13 protein-coding genes are annotated in these 18311 nt (G+C 70.4%); 8 read left to right on the top strand and 5 right to left on the bottom strand.

Going from position 1 to position 18311, the window contains the following annotated elements; translation table 11 throughout:
- Window positions 1–2: 2 nt before the first annotated feature.
- From OG251_RS28395 to rfbH, 4 genes are all read left to right on the top strand, one after another.
- Window positions 3–1067 (top strand): LLM class flavin-dependent oxidoreductase, encoded by a 1065-nt coding sequence (locus tag OG251_RS28395; RefSeq protein ID WP_326679779.1) that lies wholly within the window; start codon window positions 3–5, stop codon window positions 1065–1067.
- Between the two features lie 19 nt (window positions 1068–1086).
- Window positions 1087–2037 carry a 3-hydroxyacyl-CoA dehydrogenase NAD-binding domain-containing protein gene (locus tag OG251_RS28390; protein WP_326679778.1) on the top strand — a complete coding sequence of 317 codons (951 nt, stop codon included), beginning with the start codon at window positions 1087–1089 and terminating at the stop codon, window positions 2035–2037.
- 76 nt (window positions 2038–2113) lie between these two features.
- Window positions 2114–2701 carry an NADPH-dependent FMN reductase gene (locus OG251_RS28385; protein ID WP_326679777.1) on the top strand — a complete coding sequence of 196 codons (588 nt, stop codon included), beginning with the start codon at window positions 2114–2116 and terminating at the stop codon, window positions 2699–2701.
- A gap of 39 nt (window positions 2702–2740) precedes the next feature.
- On the top strand, window positions 2741–4039 hold the full coding sequence (gene rfbH, locus OG251_RS28380; protein WP_326679776.1) for a lipopolysaccharide biosynthesis protein RfbH: 1299 nt from the start codon (window positions 2741–2743) through the stop codon (window positions 4037–4039).
- 72 nt (window positions 4040–4111) lie between these two features.
- On the opposite strand, the gene OG251_RS28375 is transcribed toward rfbH, so the two are convergent.
- From OG251_RS28375 to OG251_RS28365, 3 genes are all read right to left on the bottom strand, one after another.
- Entirely contained in the window at window positions 4112–5086 is a 975-nt protein-coding gene (locus OG251_RS28375; RefSeq protein WP_326679775.1) for a Gfo/Idh/MocA family protein, read from the bottom strand.
- Complete coding sequence (locus tag OG251_RS28370) at window positions 5083–6372, bottom strand: NDP-hexose 2,3-dehydratase family protein (RefSeq protein ID WP_326679774.1); 1290 nt, start codon at window positions 6370–6372, stop codon at window positions 5083–5085. Before OG251_RS28370 ends, OG251_RS28375 begins: the two co-directional genes overlap by 4 nt.
- 107 nt (window positions 6373–6479) lie before the next feature.
- Complete coding sequence (locus tag OG251_RS28365; RefSeq protein ID WP_326679773.1) at window positions 6480–7283, bottom strand: AfsR/SARP family transcriptional regulator; 804 nt, start codon at window positions 7281–7283, stop codon at window positions 6480–6482.
- Between the two features lie 1141 nt (window positions 7284–8424).
- On the opposite strand from OG251_RS28365, the gene OG251_RS28360 reads away from it, so the two are divergent.
- Window positions 8425–9639 (top strand): cytochrome P450 family protein, encoded by a 1215-nt coding sequence (locus OG251_RS28360; protein ID WP_326679772.1) that lies wholly within the window; start codon window positions 8425–8427, stop codon window positions 9637–9639.
- A 45-nt stretch (window positions 9640–9684) separates the two neighbouring features.
- On the opposite strand, the gene OG251_RS28355 is transcribed toward OG251_RS28360, so the two are convergent.
- A complete protein-coding gene (locus OG251_RS28355; RefSeq protein WP_326679771.1) occupies window positions 9685–10779 on the bottom strand; it encodes a 3-deoxy-7-phosphoheptulonate synthase in 1095 nt (364 codons plus the stop codon).
- Window positions 10780–11581: 802 nt separating this feature from the next.
- Between OG251_RS28355 and OG251_RS28350 the strand changes: the two genes are divergently transcribed.
- Together OG251_RS28350 and OG251_RS28345 are read left to right on the top strand one after the other, a co-directional pair.
- Window positions 11582–12448: a terpene synthase family protein gene (locus OG251_RS28350; RefSeq protein WP_442818383.1), complete on the top strand. Its 867-nt coding sequence runs from the start codon at window positions 11582–11584 to the stop codon at window positions 12446–12448.
- Between the two features lie 285 nt (window positions 12449–12733).
- Window positions 12734–15034, top strand: a complete 2301-nt coding sequence (locus OG251_RS28345) for a peptidoglycan recognition protein family protein (RefSeq protein WP_326679770.1) — start codon at window positions 12734–12736, stop codon at window positions 15032–15034.
- On the opposite strand, the gene OG251_RS28340 is transcribed toward OG251_RS28345, so the two are convergent.
- Window positions 15027–16367, bottom strand: a complete 1341-nt coding sequence (locus OG251_RS28340) for a PucR family transcriptional regulator (RefSeq protein ID WP_326679769.1) — start codon at window positions 16365–16367, stop codon at window positions 15027–15029. The two genes, OG251_RS28345 and OG251_RS28340, sit on opposite strands and share 8 nt — an antisense overlap.
- Before the next feature lie 163 nt (window positions 16368–16530).
- Between OG251_RS28340 and OG251_RS28335 the strand changes: the two genes are divergently transcribed.
- A complete protein-coding gene (locus tag OG251_RS28335; RefSeq protein WP_326679768.1) occupies window positions 16531–18024 on the top strand; it encodes a long-chain-fatty-acid--CoA ligase in 1494 nt (497 codons plus the stop codon).
- Window positions 18025–18311 lie beyond the last annotated feature (287 nt).

The following is an 18311-nucleotide window of genomic DNA, read 5'->3' as shown; positions in this document are numbered from 1 at the left end:
CCATGAAGTTCGGGATCGTCTTCTTTCCCACCGTCGGACCGGCCGACAAGCCGGCCCAGCAGTACTTCGACGAGAGCCTCAGGCTGGTCGACCTGGCCGAGGAACTGGGCTTCGCCCACGTCAAGATGGTGGAGCACTACTTCTTCTCGTACGGAGGCTACAGCCCCGACCCGGTCACCTTCCTGGCCGCGGCGGCGGGCCGCACCAGCCGCGTCCGGCTCGGCACGAGCGCGACCATCCCCGCGTTCCAGCACCCGGTGAAGCTGGCCGGCAAGCTCGCCATGCTCGACAACATCTCCAACGGCCGGGTGGACGCCGCGTTCGGACGCGCCTTCCTGCCCGACGAGTTCAAGGCGTTCGGCGTCCCCATCGACGAGAGCAAGGACCGCTTCGTCGAGGGTGTGGAGGCCATCAAGCGGCTCTGGACGGAAGAGGACGTCGTGTTCGACGGCCGGTTCCACCAGTTCGGCCCGGTCACCCTGCTGCCGCGGCCGTTGCAGCAGCCGCATCCCCCCGTCTTCGTCACCACCGCCCGCAGCGCCGAGTCCTGCGCCGAGGCGGGCCGGGCGGGTCACAGCCTGCAGACGGTGCCCAATGTGATGTCCACCGAGGAACTGAAGAACCGGCTGAGCGTCTACCGCGCGGAGTGGGCAGCCTCCGGGCACGAGCCGGGGACGGAGCAGATCCACTTCAGCTACCCGTGCGTGGTCTCCCTCGACGGCGAGGAGGCACGCCGTCTGGGACGCCACGACGACGACCGCAACACCGCGGCCATCCACCAGGCGGTGCAGTCCTGGGGCACCACCACCAGTTCCGCGTACCCGGGCTACGAGCGGCTGTTCGAGGCGACGAAGCGGTCCCACTTCGACGACAAGATGAACGCCCGGAAGCTCCTCATCGGTGCGCCGGATCAGGTCAGGTCCCAACTGGAGGACATCGCCGAGTGGTTCGGCGACGACATCACCATCAGTCTCGGTGTCCACTCGGGCCATCTCAGCTACGAGGACGCGGCCACCACCATGCGGCTGATGGCCGAGCAGGTCATTCCCAAGCTCTCCCGGCGATGAGGCGAGGTCGGACAAGCGCATGAGTGAACAGAACAAGGAGCCCCGTACCGTCACGGTGATCGGGGCGGGCACCATCGGGCTGAGCTGGATCGCGCTCTTCCTCGGCTACGGGCTGCGTGTGCGGGTCAACAGCCGTCGCCCGGAGGCGGAGCGGATCGTCCAGGAGGGCATCGCGCTCTTCGCCCCCTTCCTCCCGGAGGAAGCGGACCGGCTGGCCGACTCCGCCGACCGGCTGGAGTTCGAGCCCGATCTGGAGACGGCGGTGGCGGACGCCGATGTCATCGTGGAGAACGCCCCGGACAATCTGGAGCTGAAGCAGGAGCTGTTCGAGCGGGTGGGCAAGGCCGCGCCGGCCGGTGCGCTGATCCTCTCCTCCACCTCGATGCTCAGCCCCGATGCCATGGGGGCGCGGATGGCGGACCGCAGCCGGCTCGTCGTCGGCCACCCGTTCAACCCGCCCCATGTGGTGCCGCTGATCGAGGTCGTGGCGGGCGAGGAGACGGATCCGGAGGCGGTGCGCGAGGCGGTCGAGTTCTACCGTTCGGTCGGCCGGGTTCCCGTCGTCCTGCGCAAGCAGATCCTCGCCTTCGCGGCCAACCGGCTGCAGAACGCCCTGCTGCGGGAGTCCATCCACCTCGTACGCGAGGGAGTGGTCACCGTCGGGGAACTGGACGAGGTCGTCACCAACTCCATCGGGCTGCGCTGGTCCACCATCGGTCCCTTCCACGCCTTCCACCTGGGGGGCGGCGAGGGGGGTCTGCGCAAGTGGCTCACCGGCCGCGCGGTCGGCATGGAGCAGGGCTGGGAGCTGCTGGGACGTCCGCGGGTGGACGACGACCTCATCGAGACGCTTGTCGCACAGGCGGAAGAGGCGTTCGGCGACAAGACCTACGCGGAACTCGTCCGGTCCCGCGACACCAAGCAGCTGGCCGTCCTGAAGGCGCTCGCGTCGGTAGCGCCGAACGCGTAGAGCCCCCGCACCGCGGCGGGGTGCCGTCCTCGGCGCTCCGCCACATCTCCGAGTCCCAGAGTGAGGTCCCTTCTCCATGTCCGACGCACCTCTCAAGATCGGCATCATCATCGGGAGCGTCCGCACCGGGCGGTACGCCGACACGATCGCCAACTGGTTCATCGCCGAGGCCCGCAAGCGCACCGATCTGGACATCCACGTCATCGATCTCGCGGAGCCGGCGATCCTCGACGAGCTCAAGCTCACGCTCGACGCGCGCCCGGAGCCGGCGGACACGCCGGGACTGGCGGACCGTATCGAGCCGCTCGACGGCTGTGTCGTGATCACACCCGAGTACAACCACGGCTATCCCGCGTCCCTCAAACTGGCCATCGACTACGTGTACACCGCCTGGCAGGCGAAGCCGGTGTCGTTCGTCTCCTACGGGGGCATGGCCGGCGGACAGCGTGCCGTCGAGCAGCTCCGGCAGGTCTTCGCGGAGATGCACGCCGTCACCCTGCGGGACGTCGTGAGCTTCCACAACATGTGGGAGCAGTTCGACGCGGAGGGGCACCCGCTCGACCCGGACGGGACCGGCAAGGCCGCCGAGGTCCTCTTCGACCAGCTGGCCTGGTGGGGCAGGACGCTGCGCGAGGGGCGCGAGAAGCAGCCGTACACGGCATGAGAGCGACTCGGTGACGACGCCCCTGGGAGGCGATGAGAAGTGAACGAAGCCAAGGCCCGCATCCTGGAACAGGTCCGCGCGTACCACGGCAGTGACGAGAAGGAGTTCGAGCCGGGCGTCTCCGAAGTATGGCCGTCGGGCGCGGTGTTCGACGCCGAGGACCGGATGGCCCTGGTGGAGGCCGCCCTGGACATGCGGATCGCCGCGGGGGTGAGTTCTCGTACCTTCGAGCGGGAGTTCGCGAAGGTCTTCAAGCTCCGCAAGGCCCATCTGGCGAACTCCGGTTCCTCGGCGAACCTGCTCGCGATGTCCGCCTTCACCTCACCCCAGCTGGAGGACCGCCGGCTGGTCCCCGGTGACGAGGTGATCACCGTGGCGGCCGGATTCCCGACCACGGTGAATCCGATCATCCAGAACGGGCTGGTCCCCGTGTTCGTGGATGTGGAGCTGGGAACCTACAACACCACCCCGGAGCGGATCACCGAGGCCATCGGGCCGCGTACGAAGGCCATCATGATCGCCCACTCGCTGGGCAATCCCTTCGCCGTGGAGGAGGTCGCGCGCATCGCCGAGGACCACGGGCTGTTCCTGATCGAGGACAACTGCGACGCGGTCGGCTCCACCTACCGCGGCAGGCTGACGGGCACCTTCGGCGACATCGCGACGACCAGCTTCTACCCGGCCCATCACATCGCGATGGGCGAGGGCGGCTGTGTGCTCACGGACAATCTGGCACTGGCCAGGATCGTGGAGTCGATGCGGGACTGGGGCCGTGACTGCTGGTGCGAGCCCGGTGAGAACAACCGCTGCTTCAAGCGGTTCGACTACCAGATGGGCACGTTGCCGCACGGCTACGACCACAAGTACATCTTCTCGCACGTCGGCTACAACCTGAAGTCGACGGACCTTCAGGCAGCCCTGGGGCTCAGCCAGTTGCGCAAACTGCCGGACTTCGGGACGGCGCGGCGTGCCAACTGGCGGCGGCTGCGGGAGGGCCTGGACTCCGTACCGGGGCTGCTCCTGCCCGTGGCCACCCCGGACAGCGACCCCAGCTGGTTCGGCTTCGCCATCACCGTGGCCGAGGACGCCCGGTACACGCGCAAGGAGCTGGTGAGCTTCCTGGAGGCGCGCAGGATCGGTACCCGCCGGTTCTTCGCCGGCAACCTCACCCGCCACCCCGCGTACATCGACCACCCCCACCGCATCAGCGGCTCCCTGGAGAACAGCGACAGGGTCGCCACGGACACCTTCTGGATCGGTGTCTATCCCGGCCTGAGCGAGGAGATGATCGACTACATGGCGGAGTCCATCAGGGATTTCACCTCGAAGAACTCCTGAGACCTCCCCGGACCGGCGAGAAACGGCTCCCCCCGCACCTGACGTGGCAGGTGCGGGGGGAGCCGTCGCCGTTCAGGAAGCGCAGCCGCACGAGCGGTCGGCCGTCCGGCGGATCGCCGCGATGAACCCGGCCTGTCTGACCGTCGCCGGGTCCACCGCCGTGTTGTTTCCGGCGATGTCCTGTACGAAGGCGGCGACGGCCGCCGCGTACTGGTCCTCCTGTTGCAGCACGAGCTCCTCCTGGCAGGTCCCCCGCTCGATGCGCAGGACCGGCCGGTGGTCCACGGGCGGGGTGAAGGCGTGCCGCAGACTGATCCGCCCGGCGCTGCCCACCAGCTCGTACTCGGACGTGTACTGATGGTCCATGCCGAACGTCAGCTGGGCGGTCACCCCGTCCGCCCGGCGCAGCAGGGCGCTGCCCCCGATGTCGACCCGCTGCCGGGGATCGAGGCGCAGGCCGGAGCCCAGGAGCTTCAGATCGGATCCCAGCAGCAGTTGTGCCGCTCGCAGCGGATAGCCGCACACGTCGAACAGCGCACCGCCGCCGAGCTCCGGCCGCAGCCGGATGTCCTGCGGGGGGCGTGCGGGGATGGCGAAGGAGGCGGAGAAGGAGCGCAGGTCCCCGATGGCTCCCTCGTCCAGCAGCTCCCGCACCCGCCGGTGCTGGCCGTGGTGGAGGAACATGTAGTTCTCCCGCAGCACCAGGTGCGAGGCACGCGCCAGCGCGACCATCTCGCTGGTCGTCTCGTAGCTGATGGTCAGTGGTTTCTCCGCCAGGACGTGCTTGCCCGCGCGCAGCGACCGGCCGATCCACTCGGCGTGCATCACCGGCGGCAGCGGGATGTAGACGGCGTCGATGTCCGGGCGCTCCAGCAGCGCGCGGTAGTCGTCGACCGGCTCGGCGTCGGCGCACTGGGCGACGAAGCGGGCGGTGTCCGGGTTGCGGCTGGCCACCGCGGCCAGTTCGATACCCTCGGTCGCGGCGACGGCGGGGATCATCCGCCGCAGTGCGATGTCGGCGCAGCCCATCAGGCCGAGGCGGATCACGGGATCAACCGCAGGGAGGCGAGGAGGTTGCGCGCTTCCACGTTGACGACGTTGCCGAGCCGCGCCAGCTCGGTCAGCTGGCCGACCGTCGCCCATATGAAGCCGTCCGGCACCGTGTCGGGGAAGTCGTCACCCGCCTCGACCACGGCGTACCGGTTCTCGGCGTGATAGAAGCGTCCGCCCTCTTCCGAGTGCACCACGTCCAGACGGATCCGGGACGGCGGGGCCGACAGGACGGAGCCGAGGAACCGCGGCCACGATGCGGCGGGCTCCTGGGCGAAGTTGCCGGGATTGCACTGCACGGTGGGGCCGACCTCGACCACGTCGCGGGTACCCGCCTCGGTGCACGCCTGGATCAGGAGGTGCGGCACTCCCTGGATCGTCCTCGTCAGGAAGGCGATGAGGCCTCGGCCGACGGGGGCGATCATCGGCTGCGACCACCGGGCGACTTCCCGGTCGCCCGCTTCCACATCCACGCCCATCACCGAGAAGTAGCGGCCGCTCGTGTGGACGATGCGCCCTTCCTCCCGGACCCAGTCCTTGATGCTGTCCAGGGGTACCCGGGAACGCTCCAGCCGGCGCCCCGCCTTCGCCTCGGTGAACCAGCTGAGAATTTCCGCGGTGGAGTGCGCACCGGGTTCATCGGGGTTTACCGGCAGGGGAAGTCCGGACAGCACGGTACGGGTATCCATGTTCACCAGGTTTTCACAGCGCAGTAGCTCGCCGATCTGTTCCCGGGTAAGCCAGCAGAACCGGTCGAGCAGGGGAACGTCTTCAGCGACCTCTATGATCATGTTGCGGTTTCTCTTGCGCAGGAACCAGGCTCCCTGTTCCGACTGAAGTGCGTCGAAGAGGACTTTCCCGCGCCGAGGAGCGAGGAAGTATTCCAGGTACGGAACCGCCGTTCCCCGGTGAACTCCGGTGTAGTTGCTGTGGGTGGCCTGGACGGTGGGCGACAGCTGCAGGACATTGATGTTGCCCGGCTCCATCTTCGCCTGGAGAAGGTAATGCGGAACGCCGCCGAACCGCTTGACCAGGATTCCTAGAATTCCGGATTCCGGTTGATTGATGATGGGCTGAGCCCAGGAGGTGCCCTCACCGTTTCCCGTACTGACCTCCAGGCCCTCCACCGTGAAGAACCGTCCGGTGCGGTGGCGGATCAGGCTCGCGCCCCGGTCGGCCTCCCAACCGTCCAGGGCGTCGAGGGGCGCCGGGGTCACCCGGCACGTTTGCGCTCGTTGCCGCTCCGCGAACCAGGCGTGGAACTCCGACATGCGTCCGAACATGACAAGCCTCCCAGAGGGCGGATTTCGGCGGGTCCCCCGCCCGTTCGCCCATGGTCCGCAGACCACATGACATCTCGCTCGCACGTCACTCGAAGTCCGCGCACAGCTCAGCCGACGGCGACGAGCCCTCGGAACATGAACGGGGACAGTTCGCTCTGTGACGGGTTGAGTACTTCCTGCTGGAGCCGCTGGAGCTCGGGCGACGGGTCGAGTCCGAGCTCGTCGTTGAGCAGTTGCCGCAGGTTCCGGTACGCCTCAAGTGCTTCGCCGCGGCGTCCCGAGAGGCCGAGTATGGAGATGAGCTGGCCGTGGAACCACTCGTTGAGCGGGTGGTCCTTGACCAGGGCGTAGAGCTCCGCGACGAGTTCGCGCCGGTGGCCCAGCCGGATGCTGGCCTCGATGCGCAGTTCGATGGTGCGCAGCCGCAGCTCTTCCAGATAGGCGATGTGCGAGGTGAGCACATCACCCGCGAGGACATCGGCGAGGACTCTGCCCCGCCACATCCCCAGGGCATCGGTGAGCAGGCGCAGCGCCGACTCGTCGTCACCCTCACGGAGCTTGTTGCGCGCCTCCCTGATGCGCTCCTCGAACACGGCGACGTCCACCTCGCCGCTCTCCACCTCCATGCGGTAGCCGGGCGGGCAGGTGACCAGGAGGGGCCTGTCGGCTGTCGCGAGACCTTCCTGGGCGAACGCCTTTCGCGCGTGGTACACGTACGTCTGAAGAGTCGTCAGTGCGCTGCGCGGCGGAGAGTCGCCCCACAGCTCCTGTATCAGCGCGTCCACCGGCACGACTTCGTTCGCGCGGGCGAGCAGCAGCGCCAGGACCTGCCGCACCTTCGGGGATCGCAGGGTGCACGGCGCTCCGGCTCCGGTGGTGATCTCGAAGGAACCGAGCAGGCTGAACCTCATGAACGTCTCCACTCGTCGATCGGTCTCTCTGGACAAGGCCGGCGGTGAAGCGAGGTGGCTCCCCCGAACCTGCGGCACCCCCCAGGAGAAGCATCCGCCCCACTAGAAAACCATCCCGCTGGTTTTTTATGTAGGGAGATTCGCCGCGATGCGATCACATCAAGCCAGGTTGTACACCGGTCCGGACAGATGACGGAGCCCCCCGAACACGTCCGGAAATGCGATACAGGACAGAAGCTGCCCTAAAAGTCCGGAGATCCGGGTGGCCAGGTCTCGCTCATCGAATAGTCCAGGGGCATTTTCGGAAAATACTCTGCCGCATGTTTCCTATCGGCGCCGCCACTGCCCTTCGGACCACTTCCTTTGACGGAACCGGACCCCGGACCGCGGCCATTCCTGGCCCGTACCACTTCGCGGACATGAGGCCGGGGCCGTGCGCGGCACGTCCCGCCCGGCCGCCCGGGGGCGGGGCGGAAGCCGTGCCGGAGCAGGCCCCGGAAGGGCCGGCGCCTCTCCGGGACGGTGCCGCCGCACTCGTCCGGGGCCGCGGCCGCCGCCGGAGCGGCCCGGTCGCCGCGCACCCCGAATACCGCGTGGCGCCTGCCCGCCGGACCCCTTTGAACGACCCCCGGCACACCGCCGGCGGGGAATTCGCGACCCCTCCGTTCGGTCGTGCTTTTCGGGGTAGAAGTACCACGGGCGAGCCGGGGCGGGCGTGCCTCCCGGTCCCCCGACCCGGACATCCGCATCCGTCACGGCAACACCGTCATGGTCCGGGCGCAGCGCGAGTTCGGCTGGATATCCCCGGCGGCCCGCGGACGGCTCCACGGCGGTCACCCGGCCGCCGAATGGGGCAAGTGGCCGATACCCGCTCATCGGCCCCGATGTACGCGGACCGGACCTCCGGCGCTCTCCGGACGCCCGCGGAAGCCGACGCGGCTCCGGCGCGACGCCCCGCGGTACCCGTCGGCGGGCCGAGGGGGGCACGTCTTCCATCGTGCTCAATGCGCCCTCGATCAAGGACCGGAAGGCGGCTGATCAGTAGCCTGATCATGGACGGCCTGTTACCGGCGGGCGTCCCTCACCGTTCCGCCCGTCACCCCATCCCCGGTCCCCCCACGACCAGTACAGGAGCCGTACCGTGGACGTGCCCTTCGCCATCGACCCGGCCGGGAGCGACATTCCCGGCGAGGGCGCACGGCTCCGCGCGGCCGGACCCGCGACTCCCGTGACCCTGCCCGGCGGGGTCACCGCCTGGGCCGTCAGCCATCACTCGCTGATCAAGCGGCTCCTCACCGACGACCGGGTGAGCAAGGACCCCCGCGCGCACTGGCCCACCTGGCAGCGGGGGGAGGTCACCCCCGATTCCTGGCTGCACACCTGGCTCGGCGTGGTCAACATGTTCACGGCGTACGGGGAGGACCACCGGCGGCTGCGCAAACTCGTCGCCCCGGCGTTCACCGCCCGCCGCACCGAGGAGCTGGCCGGTGACATCGAGAAGGTGGCCGGGCGGCTGCTCGACTCCATGGCCGCCGAGCCGGCCGGCCGGACGGTGGATCTGCGCGCCCGTTACGCGCACCCGCTGCCGATGCAGGTCATGTGCCGGCTGTTCGGGATCCCCGAAGGGCTGCGGCCCCGTACCGCGGCGGTCATCGCCCGCATCTTCGACACCGACATCGGTCCGGAGGAGGCCGCGTCCACCTGGCAGGAGATCCAGGAGGTGCTGAGCGAACTGGTCGCGCTCAAGCGCCCCGACCCCGGCGACGACATGACCAGTGTGCTGATCGCCGCCCGGGACGAGGACGGAACCCGGCTGAGCGAGGAGGAGTTGCTGCACACCCTGTGGCTGGTGATCTCCGCCGGGTTCGAGACCACCGTGAATCTCATCGGCAACGCCGTGCACGCCCTGCTCAGCCATCCCGAGCAGCTCCGTCTCGTCACCGCGGGCCAGGCGTCCTGGAGCGATGTGGTCGAGGAGACCCTGCGCTGGGCGCCGAGCGTGGCCAGCCTGCCCCTGCGCTTCGCCGTGGACGACATCCCGCTCCCCGACGGCCGGACGATCGCCAGGGGCGAGGCGATCCTGCCCGCCTACGCGGCGGCGGGCCGGGACCCGGATCAGCACGGCGAGGACGCCGACGGCTTCGACATCACCCGGCCCGCCCACGGGCATCTGGCGTTCGGCCACGGTGTGCACATGTGCCTGGGCGCGCCCCTCGCCCGCCTCGAAGCGCGCATCGCCCTGCCGGCCCTCTTCGAACGGTTCCCCGGCCTGTCGCTCGCCGGGGAACCGCGGGACCTGGTGCCCCTGGAGTCGTTCATCTCGAACGGGTTCCGGGCCCTGCCCGTCACCCTGTGACCGCTCGGCGAGCCGGCGGCCCGGCCCCGCACGCCCGGCCGGGTCCTATCCGGCGGGCGTGCGCCGTGCCTCCCGGCGCCGGCGCACCGCCGACGCCAGCTCGCCCAGCAGCTCCTCCGTCCGCTCCCATCCGATGCAGGCGTCCGTCACGCTCTGCCCGTAGGTGAGCGTGTCGAGGGGGCCCGGCTCCTGACGTCCCTCGCGCAGGAAGCTCTCCACCATCAGCCCGGCGATCCCTTCCTCGCCCCCGGCGATCCGGTCGGCGATCTCGCCGACGACCTCCGCCTGCCGGTGGTGGTCCTTGCCGCTGTTGGCGTGGCTGGCGTCGATGACCAGCTGCTCGGGCATGCCCGCCCTGGCCAGCAGCTCCAGGGCGTCGCGGATGTCCTCGGGGCCGTAGTTGGGGCCGCCGCGCCCGCCGCGCAGGATGACGTGGCAGTCGGGGTTGCCGCTCGTGGAGACGATGGAGCCGTTGCCCTGTTCGTCCACGCCGAAGAAGACATGGTCGCCCGCCGCCGCCCGGCATCCGTCGACGGCGGGCTGCACCGCGCCGTCGGTCGCGTTCTTGAAGCCGACGGGCATCGACAGGCCCGAGGCGAGCTGGCGGTGCACCTGGCTCTCCGGCGTACGCGCGCCGATCGCTCCCCAGGTCACCGCGTCCGCGATGTACTGCGGGCTGGTCGGCTCCAGGAACTCGCAGCCCACCGGGAGTCCGGTGTCGAGCACATCGAGCAGCACCTGGCGGGCGATCCGCAGCCCGTGCTGGACGTCGTGCGTCCCGTCCAGGTGGGGGTCGTTGATGAGCCCCTTCCATCCGAGCGTCGTACGGGGCTTCTCGAAGTACACCCGCATCACGACGCACAGGTCCTCGTGGAGCGGGGCGACGGCCGCGGCGAGGCGGCGGGCGTAGTCCCGGGCGGCGGCCGGGTCGTGGACGGAGCAGGGGCCGACGACCAGCAGCAGGCGGTCGTCCTCCCCGGTGAGCACGTTCTCGACGGCGCGCCGGCTGTCCTGGACCAGAGCCGCGCGGGTGGGGCCCAACGGCAGGTCGTCGAGCAGGACGGACGGGGCGATCAGGGGCTGGAATCCGGTGACGCGCAGGTCATTGGTGCGCAGGGGGCCCGTGGTGGGCGTGGTCATGGGGTGATCCTGTCTCTGTGTCGAGGCAGGGTCCCGGTCCTGCGGTGCTACGTCCGCGTCACCCGCTACCAGCCGCCTCAACGACGAAAAGGCAGAGACGGATCGTCTCTGCCCTGCTGGCTCCGGATGATTGGTCGGTGGTCAGCGCATGTGACCACCGGCTCCACCCGGAGCCGGCGTAAAGCGCCGATACCAACCGAACAACGTAGACATGCGCAGGACCCTAACACGGGTGACCGGCCGGTCAGGGGCCCGCCGGAGCGGTGAGCCACGGGCCCGCCGGACCGGCTCGTGGGCCCACCCGTCACGGGCGGCCTGGCGCGTCCCGGCAGTTCACCAACCGCTCAGAGACGTTCAGGCGTTCGCGACGATGAAGCGATTTCGGTCACATATAGGCTTCCCACAATCACCCACAAGGGGTTGACTGGGGGTCACGCATGGTGACGCGGTCGGCCCCCATCGGCTTGCGGATCCGGCTCCGATGCCCGGGCTCCGGCGGAGGAAAGAGGACAGCGATGACCGCCTCACCTCGGACAGTGACCCTTTGGCCACGAGTGGCGGGCGCCGGGCGTCCGCACTCCACCGGACCGGCCCCATGCGCGATCACGAGATATTCCCCGCTCTCACCGTTCTTCCGTACCGTTCCGCAGAGGGGCTACAAATGAGCCAGATCGCTTTACCGACGTTTCATATGCCGTTCGAGAGCGCAGGGTGCAATCCGGGCATCGCGGAAACCAGGAGAGCCGCCTGGGAGTGGGCGGAATCCCATGGCCTGTTCCTTTCCCCACCCGCCCGGAAGAAGATGATCCGGACGCGCCCCGAACTCTGGATTTCCCTCATTTTCCCCCGCGCCTCCCAGCGCCATCTCGACCTCTTCTGCCAATGGCTGTTCTGGGCGTTCCTGGTGGACGACGAGTTCGACGACGGTCCGGCCGGGCGCGATCCCCGGATGTGCGAGGAGGCGATCGCCCGGCTCGTCGACGTGTTCGACGGAGCCGTACCGGTGGGGCGCATGGAACACGCCCTGGACGGACTGCGCGAGCGGACCTGCCGGGACCGGTCGCCGCGCTGGGTACGGCAGTTCCGCCGGGACACCGTCGCCTGGCTGTGGACGTACTACGCCGAGGCGGTCGAGCGGGCCGCCGGACAGGTCCCGAGCCGGGCCGACTTCGTGAAGCACCGCCGGGACTCGGTGGCCATGCAGCCCTTCCTGTGCCTCCACGAGATCGCCGCCGGGATCGACCTCCCGGACTCCGCCCGGAGCCTGCCCGCCTACATCGCCCTGCGCAACGCGGTGACCGATCACTCCGGGCTGTGCAACGACATCTGCTCGTTCGAGAAGGAGGCCGCCCTCGGCTACGAGCACAACGCCGTACGGCTCATCCAGCGGGACCGGGGAACCAGCCTCCAGGAAGCCGTGGACGAGGCCGGGATTCAGCTTGCCCGGATCGTCGAGCGGGTGCAGCGGGCGGAAAAGGAACTGGCCGAGGAAATCGACGCGGCGGACATCGGCGGAGGAACCCGGGCCGCGCTGGAACGCTGTGTACAGGACTACCGGGGGCTCGTACGGGGCGACTTCGACTACCACGCCCGCGCCGAGCGGTACACCCGTCCCGACCTCGTGGAACTGGACGAGCGGGACTCGCTGTCGCGGTACTTCGCCGCCTGAGGATCAAAGCGTGTGAGGGGCTGAAGGCCCGAGGGCGCGGCACCGGCCGTTCACAGGGCCCGGGACTCCCGACGAGGGAGTCCCGGGCCCTTTCCCATGGTGATCGGATCGAGTCATGAAAGGTCGGGACAGGGCGGGACAGATCAGAGACGATCACATGGAAGACTGGGGAAACCGGCACCACCACAGGTCGCCGTCGGCCGCGCCGACGGAACCGCTGTTCCCCCACACAGCTCCTGACCTGCTGGAATGCCGCTCCTTTCACCAACGTCCCCGGGGAATCACGTGAGATCGAAGCGAAGAGTATGGGCCACGGCTGCCGTCGCGACGGCAGCCGTGGCGGGTGTCCTGGTCGTCCAGGGGGTGACCGGCACACCCACCACGGGCGAGGACCCCGACGCCAAGTCCGCTCCCGCGCGGGCCGATGTGCGCAAGAGCGCGCTGAAGGTGTCCGAGGACGGCGACTCCGCCTCCCTGCGCCGGCGCAGCACCGAACCGTTCAGCATGCTCGGCGTCACCTGGACCGACCCGGCCGCCAGGGTGTCGGGCGAGGTCGAGGCACGTACCCGGTCCGCCGCCACGGGCAGATGGACCGGCTGGCTGCCGCTCGACACCGAGATCGACGGACGTACCGAGGCGGGCCGCCCCGGCGTCCGGGGCACCACCGAACCCCGCTGGGTCGGTCCGTCCAACGGCGTGGAGGTCCGCGTCACCGCCGGGGACGGTACGTCGGCCGGGCTCCCGGAGGGGCTGCGGCTGGACACCGTGGACCCCGGAGGGAGCACGTCCACGGCCGCCGAACCGGCCGCGTACGTCGCTGCCGACACCGCTCCGGTGGAGCCCTCCGAAGAGCCGGCGGCCACCGGGGACCCGGCACAGACGCCCGACACCGCGCCGTCGCCCGATCCGTCCGTGTCCGACACCACCGGACCGGACCCCTCCGCGACGACGGAGACCGCCGGAACGCCCAGCTCCGACCCGGACCCGGGGCTGACGTCCCCGGCCCCGTCGCAGCCGCCGTCCGTGACCGCCGAGCCGTCGGCGACCCTGCCGCCCGCCCCGCCGTCCACGGTGCCCCGGCCGCCGGTCGTCCCGCGCGCCGGGTGGGGCGCGGACGAGTCGCTGAACAACGAGTCCCCGGACTACATGTCCTCGGTCAAAGCCGTCTTCGTCCACCACACCGCGCAGACCAACAGCTACTCCTGCGCCGACTCTCCCGCCATCGTGCGCGGTCTGCTCGCCTTCCATGTGAAGTCGAACGGCTGGAAGGACCTCGGCTACAACTTCCTGGTCGACAAGTGCGGAAAGATCTTCGAAGGCCGTAAGGGCGGCGTGGACCGGGCGGTCCAGGGCGCGCACACCTACGGCTTCAACCGCGACACCGCCGGTATCGCCGTGATCGGGATGTACACCGACACGAAGGCCGCGAGCGCCGCGACCGCCTCGGTCGCCCGGATCGCCGCGTGGAAGCTCGGCCAGTACGGCGGCGACCCCGCCGGTACGGTCCCGCTGACCGCGGGCGCGGCGGGCAACAACTACGCCGGTACGAAGTTCACCGCCGGGAGGAAGTACTCCTTCCAGCGGATCTCCGGCCACCGGGACGGCTTCAACACCCAGTGCCCCGGCGGCAGGCTCTACGGTCAGCTCTCCGCTGTCCGCGGCCTCGCCGCGGGCCCCGTCACGGGCCTGGCCATCACGTCGGTGACCGGAGCGAGCGCCTCGGGCGGCACCTACCACACCACGTCGGACATCACCGTCGGCTGGGCGGCCTCCACTCCCGCCGCGTTCATCACCGCGTACGACCTGCTGGTCGACGGGAAGTCCGTGGCCACCACCAAGGGCGGCGTCACCTCGGCCCGGGCCACGCTCGCCGCGGGCAGCCACAAGGTCCAGGTCCGGGCCACCCACCAGTCGGGGAGGACCAGCCTCTCCGCGACGGCGACCGTCGTCGCCGACCGTACGCCGCCCGCCTTCCCGGCCGGGCCGAGCCTGTCGCTGCGCACCGGCACGGTGAGCACCACCGCCGTCCCGCTCACACTGAAGTGGAAGGCCACCGACGCGGTCTCGCTCAAGGAGGTCAGGCTCACCGCGCCCACGGCCAAGACGTACGGTCCGACGACGGTCAGCGCCTCCCACACCGCGAAGTCCGGCGTGGCGACCGCCTGGAGGATGACGGCGTACGACCGTGCGGGCAACGCGGCGGCCGCCTCGGTCACCGGTACTCCGGTCATCCTCAAGGAGTCCTCGGCGAAGAAGTCCGGCAGCTGGTCGACGAAGTCCTCGTCCCACTACCTGGGTGGCAAGTCGTACGCGAGCAGCACCAGGAACGCCGCCCTCACCTGGACGTTCACCGGCCGCTCGGTCGCCTGGGTGGTCTCCCGCGCCTCGACCTCCGGCATCGCGTACGTCTATGTGGACGGAGTCAAGGTGGCCACGGTGGACCTGAAGTCCTCCAGCACCAAGTACCGCGACGCGATCTGGACGAAGTCCTGGTCCTCCAGTGCGAAGCACACCGTCAAGATCGTGGTGGCCGGCACCAAGGGCCGCCCGACCGTCACCACGGACGGACTCGTCCACCTCAAGTAGGCGTCACGTCCCAGTAGTCGTCGGGCGCCGGTTCGTCACCGGTGCCCGACAGCGGCAGGGCGCGCAGCGCCAGTGCCCACCCCAGCCGGTCCTCACCCGACTCGGCGGATCTGCCGGTGAGTTCGGCGACCCGGCCGATCCGGTTGAGGACCGTGTTGCGGTGGCAGTAGAGGAGTTCGGCGGCCCGCGCCGCCGAACAGCCGTTGTCGAGCCAGATGCGCAACGTGTCGAGCAGCGCGTCGCGTTCGGCCGCCGTGTCCAGTACGGGGCCGAGGTACCGGGAGACGATCCGGGCGGCGATCTCGTGGCGCCCGGTGAGCAGGACCTCCGTCAGCCGGTCGTCGAACGCCGCCGCCCCGCCGCTCTTGGCGGGCAGCGTGCGCAGCGTCTGCTCGGCCAGCCGCAGCGCCCGGCCCGCACCGTCGAGCCGGTCGAACTCCGGGGACACCCCCGCGGTCGCCCCGGTCCGCCCGCGCAGCAGCTCCAGCAGCATGCCCGACTCCCCCGCCGCCAGGCGCACGATGCCCGCGTACCGCCCCGAGCGCGGCCGCCAGAACGACCAGAGGCCGTGCTCGTCGAGTACGGGTGCCGGGTTGGGCGGGGCGGCCGGGTCCTGGGCGGCGACCACGATCACATACCGGTCGTGCAGCGGTACGCCGAGTGCGGCGGCCGCCGCCGAGGCGACGGCCGGATCGGAGCCGCGCCCGTCGAGCAGCGCCTCGAAGAGGGCGACGCGGCGGGTGTCCTGGCGGCCCTGCATCTCCAGCTGGGTGAGCCGGTACGACTCCGCCATGACCAGGGAGTACCGGTCGATGGTCTCCCAGAGGGCGCCCGCCACATCGAGCTCCACGTCGCGACGGTCCACCGTGCCCGGCTCCCGCTGTCCGGGCCCCGGCTCCCGGCGTCCCGTGCCCGCGCGCAGGTACTCCGCCATGACCTGCCACATCACCCGCCCGCCGCGCCGGTACGCCTGGAGGACGGTGTCCAGGGGGAGGTTCTGCTCGGCGCGGCGCCGTCCGGTCTCGCGGGCCGCGTGCTCGAAGTCGCCCCCGGTGGGCGGCAGTCCGCCGAAGTCCTCCAGGGCGCAGAGCAGATTGTCCCGGCAGATCCGCCACAGGTCCTCGCGGCTGACGGGGTTCTGCGCCGCGTACGTACCGCTGTGCGCGTGGATGTCGTCGACGACCCTGCGGGTCAGCTCGTCGAGCTCCGGCAGCAGGGCGGCGGCCAGGTCGTGCCGCAGACCGATGTCCTCGCCACCGCCGGACAACGGCCCCTGCGGGGTCGGGGAGCTCCGGGGGCTCTGGGGGCCCTGAGGGACTTTCGCGGACGCCATGGCCAGGAGATTAGGCGAATGCCGCGCCCGGCGCACGGCTGCGGGTGCCGCTGCCCAGGTGAGCGGGGCGGATGGTGGGCACCTGCACATTGTGCGGAGACGGACGCACGGCTGATTCTGAGGGACATCAGCCGTGTTAACGCCATGTTTCCCGGAGCGTGCCATGTCTCTCAGCGTCGCCTCTGTCCTGGGCGAGTCCGCCCGCCGGTATCCCGGCCGTACCGCCGTGGTGGACGGCGAGGTGCGTCTGACCTACGCGGAGCTGTGGGCACGGTCGCTGCGCTGCGCGGGGGCGCTGCGGGCCGCCGGGGTGCGGCCGGGCGACCGGGTGGCGGTCCTGCTGCCGAACTCCGCGGACTTCCTGTACGCGTACTACGGGGCGCTGGCCGCCGGGGCGACGGTGGTCCCGGTGCACGCGCTGCTCGTGGCGGACGAGGTGGCGTACGTGCTGCGGCACAGCCGGTCGGTGGCGCTGATCAGTGCCGGGCCGCTGTGGCCGGTGGCCGAGGAGGCCGCTCGGGCGGCCGGGGTGCGGGCCCTGAACGGGGCACCCGACGGTGAGCCGCTGACCGCCGCCGAGCCCGCCGAGGCCACCGGCACCGCGGTGATCCTCTACACCAGCGGGACGACGGGCCGCCCCAAGGGGGCGCGGCTGACCCATCTCAACATCGTCATGAACGCGTCCGTGATCACCAAGGACCTCCTGGACATGGGCCCGGACGATGTGGTGCTGGGCTGTCTGCCGCTGTTCCACAGCTACGGCCAGACATGTGCGATGAACGCGACGCTGCGGGCCGGGGCGACCCTCGTCCTGATGACGCGCTTCACCGGAGCGGCGGCCCTGACGGCGCTGGCGGCCGAGAGCGTGAGCATCTTCATGGGCGTACCGACCATGTACCACGCCCTGGTCGAGGCGGCGGCGCTGGGCGGGCAGGCGGCACGGGGGCTGACACTGCGGGCGGCGGTCTCGGGTGGTGCGGCGTTGCCGGTGGCGGTCCTGGAGCGGTTCGAGGCGGCCTTCTCCACGCAGGTCCTGGAGGGGTACGGGCTGACCGAGACGTCCCCGGCCGCCACGTTCAACCAGCCGCATCCGGGCCGGCGCCCCGGTACGGTCGGGCATCCGGTGTGGGGCGTGGAGATCGGGATCGCGGACGCGGCGGTGGACGAGTCGGTGCGGCTGCTGGCGGACGGGGAGATCGGCGAGGTCGTGGTGCGCGGCCACTGTGTCTTCGCGGGCTATCTGGACGATCCGGAGGCGACGGCGGCGGCGATCGTGGACGGCTGGTTCCGCACCGGGGACCTCGGGGTGCGGGACGCGGACGGTTACCTGAGCATCGTGGACCGGAAGAAGGACCTGATCATCCGGGGCGGGTTCAACATCTATCCGCGCGAGGTCGAGGAGATCCTGATCCGGCATCCCGCGGTCGGCGAGGTCGCGGTGATCGGGGTGCCCGACGACGCGCGGGGCGAGGAGATCTGCGCGGTCGTGGTGGTCCGGCCGGACGCGGAGCCGGTCACCGGGGACGAGCTGATCGCCTGGTCGAAGGAACGGCTCGGGCGGCACAAGTACCCGCGGATCGTCCGGTTCACCGAGCGGCTGCCGCTCGGCCCGACCGGCAAGGTCCTCAAGCGTGCCCTGACGGCCACCGCATCCTGAGCACGCCACCGGACCACGGCCACCACGTCCTGAGCGCACACCGGACCACGGCCACCACGTCCTGAGCGCCGCCGGGGCGGCCTGGGCGACCGGATCGAGGGGCTCTGCCGCGGATGGTCGGCCACCCCCGGCCGTGATCTGCTGGTGCACACGCCCGGCGTCGCCCCGGCCGAGCCCGGCCACCTGCGGGTACACGTCGCCCCTCGGCCCGGCGGGCTCTCCCGGGCGCGCGGGGCGGTGCCCACCCCGGGGCCCGGTCCAGGTCGGCGCGGCGCCGGAACGGGTAC

The sequence above is a fragment of the Streptomyces sp. NBC_01237 genome (assembly GCF_035917275.1).
Taxonomy (GTDB): domain Bacteria; phylum Actinomycetota; class Actinomycetes; order Streptomycetales; family Streptomycetaceae; genus Streptomyces.
The sequence above is the reverse complement of the archived record's forward strand: the minus strand, read 5'-3'. Positions and strand labels throughout refer to the sequence as shown.